Source organism: Streptomyces sp. TRM64462 (assembly GCF_013362995.1).
GTDB lineage: Bacteria > Actinomycetota > Actinomycetes > Streptomycetales > Streptomycetaceae > Streptomyces.
In genome coordinates this window covers 1-6,095 of the sequence record NZ_JABWDV010000251.1, presented here as the reverse complement: position 1 = coordinate 6,095, position 6,095 = coordinate 1, and the positions used below count along the sequence as shown (strand labels likewise).

Annotated in this window: 7 protein-coding genes; all 7 read left to right on the top strand. The window is 72.3% G+C overall.

What is annotated here, in order from left to right; all coding sequences use genetic code 11:
• The first annotated feature begins 76 nt into the window (after positions 1-76).
• The 7 genes from HTZ82_RS11740 (at position 77) to HTZ82_RS11710 (ending at position 5,961) form a co-directional block, all read left to right on the top strand.
• Complete coding sequence (locus HTZ82_RS11740; protein ID WP_175409285.1) at positions 77-721, top strand: HAD family phosphatase; 645 nt, start codon at positions 77-79, stop codon at positions 719-721.
• A 43-nt stretch (positions 722-764) separates the two neighbouring features.
• Entirely contained in the window at positions 765-1,967 is a 1,203-nt protein-coding gene (locus HTZ82_RS11735; RefSeq protein ID WP_175409284.1) for an MFS transporter, read from the top strand.
• Complete coding sequence (locus HTZ82_RS11730; protein WP_175409283.1) at positions 1,936-3,114, top strand: acetoin utilization protein AcuC; 1,179 nt, start codon at positions 1,936-1,938, stop codon at positions 3,112-3,114. Before HTZ82_RS11735 ends, HTZ82_RS11730 begins: the two co-directional genes overlap by 32 nt.
• Before the next feature lie 89 nt (positions 3,115-3,203).
• Positions 3,204-4,124, top strand: a complete 921-nt coding sequence (locus HTZ82_RS11725; RefSeq protein ID WP_175409282.1) for a phosphatase — start codon at positions 3,204-3,206, stop codon at positions 4,122-4,124.
• Between the two features lie 127 nt (positions 4,125-4,251).
• Positions 4,252-4,464: a helix-turn-helix domain-containing protein gene (locus HTZ82_RS11720; protein WP_058944276.1), complete on the top strand. Its 213-nt coding sequence runs from the start codon at positions 4,252-4,254 to the stop codon at positions 4,462-4,464.
• 143 nt (positions 4,465-4,607) lie between these two features.
• A complete protein-coding gene (locus tag HTZ82_RS11715) occupies positions 4,608-4,706 on the top strand; it encodes a 30S ribosomal protein bS22 (protein ID WP_003948845.1) in 99 nt (32 codons plus the stop codon).
• Between the two features lie 163 nt (positions 4,707-4,869).
• Complete coding sequence (locus HTZ82_RS11710; RefSeq protein WP_175409281.1) at positions 4,870-5,961, top strand: NAD-dependent epimerase/dehydratase family protein; 1,092 nt, start codon at positions 4,870-4,872, stop codon at positions 5,959-5,961.
• Positions 5,962-6,095 lie beyond the last annotated feature (134 nt).

Sequence of the window (6,095 nt, the reverse complement as noted above, 5' to 3'; positions counted from 1 at the left end):
CCGAACAATTTTTAGCCTCAACCCCCAGCCTTCTGGCTGGGGGTTGAGGCATTTTTGCGTTCACTAGGGTGGTGCCATGCGCTACGACCTGGTCATTTTCGACAACGACGGAGTGCTCGTGGACAGCGAGCCCCTGTCGAACGCCATCCTGGCCGGCTATCTGACCGAGCTCGGGCACCCGACCACGTATGAGGAGTCGCTGCGGGACTACATGGGTGGTGCCATGCACCGGGTGCACGACACGATCCTCCAGCGGACCGGGCAGCGGTTGCCCGAGGACTTCGACGCGACCTTTCACGCGCGGGTGTTCGCCGCGTTCGCGCGTGAGCTGACCGCCGTCGCGGGGGTGACGGAGGTGCTGGGGAAGCTGGTCGCCGGAGGGGTGCCGTACTGTGTGGCCTCGTCCGGGAGCCATGAGCGGATACGGGTCGGGCATCAGAAGACGGGACTCGACCTGTGGTTCGGGCCCGGGACCGTGTTCAGCGCGCAGGACGTCGGCCGGGGCAAGCCGGCGCCTGACCTGTTCCTGTACGCGGCCGAGCGGATGGGTGTGCCGGCGGAGCGGTGCGTCGTCGTGGAGGACAGTCCGCTCGGCGTCGAAGCCGCGTTGGCCGCCGGGATGGACGTGTACGGGTTCACGGCGATGACGCCGGCCCGGCGGCTGCCCGGGGCGCAGGGGTACTTCGACGACATGGGGCAGCTGCCGGGGCTCGTGATGTGACAGCTCTGTCCACAGGCTGAGCACGGACGTACTCTTCTCGGCCATGATGGATGCGCGGCTGCGGCGCGGGCGGGGAGCGCTGGCCTTCTCCTTCCTGGCCCAAGGTGTGGCGTTCGCGTTGCTCGTGACGCGTATCCCCGCCGTTCAGGAGCAGTACGGCGTCTCGGACGCGCTGCTGCCGGCGTTTCTCGCGGGCGTGCCGGTGCTGGCCGGGGCCGGGAGCGTCGCCGCCGGGGCGCTCGTGGCGCGGGTGCGGCCCGGTGTGGTGCTGCGGTGGGTGCAGCCCGTCGTGCTGCTGGCCCTGGCTGGGGTCGGGCTCGGGGACCAGTCGTGGCAACTGGCCGTCGCGCTCGGCGTGTTCGGGCTCGCCGTCGGGGCGCTGGACGCGTCCATGAACATGCTGGGTGTGAGCCTCCAGCGGGCGTACGGGCGGAGCATCATGCTCGGGTTCCACGCGGCGTACAGCCTGGGCGGGATCGCCGGCGCTTCGCTGGCATGGGTGGGGGCGCGGCTCGACGTGCCGCTGGGCGTGTTCTACGCGCCCGTGGTGCTGGTGCTGGTTCCGGCCGTGCTCGCGGGCAGCCGGTGGTACGTGGACGGGGACAGGCCCGGGCAGGGCGCGGTCCCCGGTCCGGGGGGTGACGGGTGGGTCGTGGGGCGGGTGTTGCTGCCGCTGTGCCTGGTGATGGCGTTCGCGTACATCGGTGACTCGACCGTCTCGAACTGGAGCGCCAAGTACCTCCAGGACGTGCTGGGCGGGTCCGAGGCGCTGGCGACCGTGCCGTACAACGCGTACATGGTGACGACGCTGCTGGGGCGGTCCGTCGGGGACCTGGCCGTGCGGCGGTTCGGGGCGGTGGCCGTGGTGCGGGGCGGTGCCGTGCTGGCGGCGGGCGGGTTCGCGGTGGTGGCCGTGGCGCCGGGGCCGGCGGCGGGGCTGGCCGGGTTCACGGTGCTCGGGTTCGGCCTGAGCGTGCTCGTGCCGCAGACGTTCGCGGCGGCCGGGAGGCTGGCCCCTGGGGCCAGTGATGCGGCAGTGGCGCGGCTGAACGTCTTCAACTACGTGGGGTTCCTGGTCGGGTCGCCGTTGGTGGGCGCCCTGGGGGAGGCGTGGAGCTATCGGGGCGCGATGGCGGTGCCGCTGGTGTTGGTGCTGGTGACGCTGGTGTACGCCCGTTCGTTCGGTGACGGTGGCGCCCGATACGGTGGCGGGCATGAGCGGTCGCGCACTGTTGATGTGGGATGACGCAGTCACCGGGTACGACTTCGGGCCGAGCCACCCGATGGACCCGGTGCGGCTCGCACTGACCATGGGGTTGGTGCGGGCCTTCGAGCTGGACCGGGCCGTCGACGTCGTGTCGGCCAAGCCCGCCGGGGACTCGACGCTGCGGCTGGTCCACCGCGAGGACTACGTGGCCGCCGTGCGGGCCGCGTCCGCGGACCCGGCCGTCGCCGACCAGGCGTACGGTCTCGGGACGCCCGACGATCCGGCGTTCGCCGGGATGCACGAGGTGTCGGCGCTGATCGCCGGCCTGTCGGTGGGCGCCGCCGAGGCGGTGTGGCGGGGCGAGGCGCGGCGGGCGGTGAACTTCTCGGGCGGGCTGCACCACGCGATGCCCGGCGGCGCGGCCGGGTTCTGCATCTACAACGACGCGTCGCTGGCCATCGCCCGGCTCCTGGAGCTGGGCGCCGAGCGGGTCGCGTACGTGGACGTGGACGTGCACCACGGGGACGGTGTGCAGTCGGCGTTCTGGGACGACCCGCGGGTGCTGACCGTGTCGCTGCACGAGCACCCGCGCACCCTGTTCCCGGGCACCGGCTGGCCGGAGGAGACCGGCGGCAAGGGCGCGGCCGAGGGCGGCGCGGTGAACCTGGCGCTGCCGCCCGGCACCGGGGACGCGGGGTGGCTGCGGGCGTTCCACGCCGTCGTACCGGAGCTGCTGGCGGACTTCCGGCCGCAGGTGCTGGTGACGCAGCACGGGGCGGACACCCACTTCGAGGACCCGCTGGCGCACCTGGCGGTGTCCCTGGACGCCCAGCGGGCCGTGCAGTTGGCGTGCCGGGGCCTGGCCGACGAGTACGCCGACGGCGGCCGCTGGGTGGCGCTGGGCGGCGGCGGGTACGCGGTCGTGGACGTCGTGCCGCGGTCGTGGACGCATCTGGTGGGCATCGCCGCCGGGGCCGACGTGGCGCCCGCGACGGACGTGCCGTCGGCGTGGCGGGACGAGGTGTACGCGCGGACGCGGATGCCGGCGCCGCGGCGGATGACGGACGGGCGGTGGCCCGTGACGTGGCGGTCCTGGGAGGACGGGTACGACCCGGAGGACCGGCTGGACCAGGCCGTCCTGGCCACGCGCCGGGCCGCGTTCCCGCTGCGGGGGCTGCTTCCGTAGCGGCGGGCGCGTCGTACGGATTACGCCAACTGTGCGGTAGCGGACCGGTTCCGGCGCACACGGCCGGAGGGGTGCGCCAGCATCGGCCCATGCTGACGAGCGGAGCGCCCACCGAGCCCCCGACCACCACCACCGCCCCCACTGCCCGCGCTGCCCTGGCCGGCCGGGCCGACCCGGCCGGACCTCCCGCGCCGCCGCCCACTGTCGACGCGTTGCGGGCGCATTTATTGGCCGCCGGGCTGGCCGGCGCCGTCGCCACGTCCCGTGAGCGGAGTCTGCGGAGTTATCGGCTCTTCGCGGCCGGCGACCCGAGGGTCACGCTCGGGGTCGACCCCGACGGGCGGTGGCGCGAGCGGGACGTGCTGCGGCTGATGGCGGAGCGGTGCGGTGTCTCGGGCGACCCGGAGCACCGTACGGGCCCCGACGTCATCGACCCGGAGCTGACCCTGCGCGCGCTCGACGCGTTCGCCGAACGGCTCGGCGCGGCCGCGGCGCGTGGCGCTCCGGTGCTGTTCGGGACCGGTCATCCGCACCGTCTGCTGGGGTTCTACGCCGGTTTGGCAGACGCGATGTCGGCGGCGGGATGTCTCGTCATCACCCCGGCGCAGGGGAGATGTGTCGACATAACGACCCGGTTTGGCGTACGCACGTACAACCTGGACTACGTACGAGGAGTCGCGCTGGTGCGGAAACCGCAGGTCGAAGGCGCCGGTTGTGAGCCGGGCGCACACACCCATTCACCCCTGCCCGTGCGGGTCGCTCTGGGGGCCGCGGCGGAGGGCGAAGGGCCCCTTCCGGAGCTGGTGGTCGGGGACCACGGATGGGTCTGCGGGGCAGGTCAGCTGGGTATTGAGGCCATCGGGCCGGCCGACACCGACGACCCCGCGCTGTTCGTCGGCGAGGCGGAGGGAAGGGTGTCCGTGGTCGTGCCGCTCGATGATGCCGTGCGGTCCGATGACTACTCGCCGCTTACTCGCTATGTACTCAATCGGGCGTGTCTGTCACAGTAGGCGGCGGATGGCTGCTCCTCTTCCCCACTCGTATCACCCGCCCCTAGTCTGGGCAGTGAGCGCACAGCGACGAAGAGTCACCGGAGGGGAAGCCGGTGGCGTCATGTGCGGAAGGTACAGGTGGGTCATGGTTGCTGCTGGCGAGACGCCTCTCAATGAGGTCAAGTTCCTGACCGTGGCGGAAGTTGCCTCGGTGATGCGCGTGTCGAAGATGACCGTGTACCGGTTGGTGCACAGCGGTCATCTGCCGGCGATCCGGGTGGGGAGGTCCTTCCGGGTGCCGGAGCAGGCGGTTCACGAGTACCTCCGCGAGTCTTTCGTGGGGGTGGAGACCGCGTAGTCCGGAGCCCTTCACCGCCCTCGGATTACAGGCTCGGCGCTCTGCCGGGTAGGCTAGGCCGACGTAGGTCGTGTGGGCCCAGACGCCCCGCACCGAGATCCCCGCTGATGCGGGGGTGTTCCGAGAAGTGAGCGAGGGTAGTCGTGGGCTCTGTTATCAAGAAGCGGCGTAAGCGGATGGCCAAGAAGAAGCACCGCAAGCTGCTGAAGCGCACGCGCGTTCAGCGTCGCAACAAGAAGTAAGCGGCCGCTGTAAGCGCTCTCCGTGGCCCTCCCACCGATCCTGGTGGGAGGGCCACGGTGTTTTCCGTACGGGGTTTTTGTCGCCACGCGGTCATCACAGCGCAACACCGACCCGCTACGGTGGCAGCCACACGCGCGGGAGACCGAACGGAAGGCGCGGATCTTGGGGAAGGTCGTGCTCGTCACCGGGGTGGCCCGGCAGCTCGTCGGCCGTTTCGTGCGGCGCGTCATGCGGGACCCGGGCGTGGACCGGGTCATCGGTGTGGACGCCGTGGCACCCGGGCATCCGCTGGGCGGCGCGGCCTTCGTACGGGCCGACATCCGGCAGCCGGTCATCGGGCGGCTCCTCGCCGAGTACGGCGTCGACACCGTCGTCCACATGGACGTCACGGCGACGAAGCCGGTCGGCGGCGGCCGGACCGCGGTCAAGGAGACCAACGTCATCGGCACGATGCAGCTGCTCGGCGCCTGCCAGAAGTGCCCCACGGTGCGCCGCCTCGTCGTCCGGTCGAGTACGAGCGTGTACGGCTCCGCGCCCCGCGACCCGGCCGTGTTCACCGAGACGACGCCGCCCAAGTCGCTGCCGAGCGGCGGCTTCGCGAAGGACGTCACCGAGGTCGAGGGCTATGTACGGGGCTTCGCCCGGCGCCGCCCGGACGTCGCGGTGTGCGTGCTGCGCTTCGCGAACATCCTCGGGCCCGAGGCGGACTCGCCGCTCGCCGAGTACTTCTCGCTGCCCGTCCTGCCGACGGTACTGGGGCACGATCCGCGGCTGCAGTTCGTCCACGAGGACGACGTCCTGGACGTGCTGCGGATCGCGTCGTCCGAGCCGCGCGGGGGCTCACTGAACAGCGGCACGTTCAATGTGGCCGGGGACGGTGTGCTGACGCTGTCGCAGTGCGCGCGGCGCCTCGGCAGGCCGACGGTGCCGGTGCTGCTGCCGGCGGTGACGTGGGTGGGCACGGCGCTGCGTACGGTCGGGGTGACGGACTTCTCACCCGAGCAGATCCGGCTGCTGACGCACGGTCGGGTGGTCAGTACGGTGCAGATGCGCGAGACGCTCGGGTTCACACCGGCGTACACGACGGCGGAGGCCTTCGCGGACTTCGCCCGGCACCGCGGCCCGGGGCTGCTGCCGCCGGAGGTCCTGGCGGCGGCGGTCGACGGGGTGGCGGCCCGGCTGGGCGACGGTGTGGCCGGCCGGGTGGCCGGAGCTCGGGGCGCGGGACGGCACGGAACAGGGAGCGCGGGCTAACGATGGCGGACGCCAAGGTCATTCCGTTCGACGACGACCGGCCGCGCGGCGCCGGAACCCCGCGTACGGGCCGCAGACGGCCCGCCTCGGCGGGCGGTGGCGGCCGCCGCCTGACCCCGCTGCCGGAGCCGGCC

Bases quoted from the DNA above. Each gene is read 5' to 3' on its own strand.
- HTZ82_RS11740 (WP_175409285.1), top strand. From the start codon at position 77: ATGCGCTACGACCTGGTCATTTTCGACAACGACGGAGTGCTCGTGGAC.
- HTZ82_RS11735 (WP_175409284.1), top strand. From the start codon at position 765: ATGATGGATGCGCGGCTGCGGCGCGGGCGGGGAGCGCTGGCCTTCTCC.
- HTZ82_RS11730 (WP_175409283.1), top strand. From the start codon at position 1,936: ATGAGCGGTCGCGCACTGTTGATGTGGGATGACGCAGTCACCGGGTAC.
- HTZ82_RS11725 (WP_175409282.1), top strand. From the start codon at position 3,204: ATGCTGACGAGCGGAGCGCCCACCGAGCCCCCGACCACCACCACCGCC.
- HTZ82_RS11720 (WP_058944276.1), top strand. From the start codon at position 4,252: ATGGTTGCTGCTGGCGAGACGCCTCTCAATGAGGTCAAGTTCCTGACC.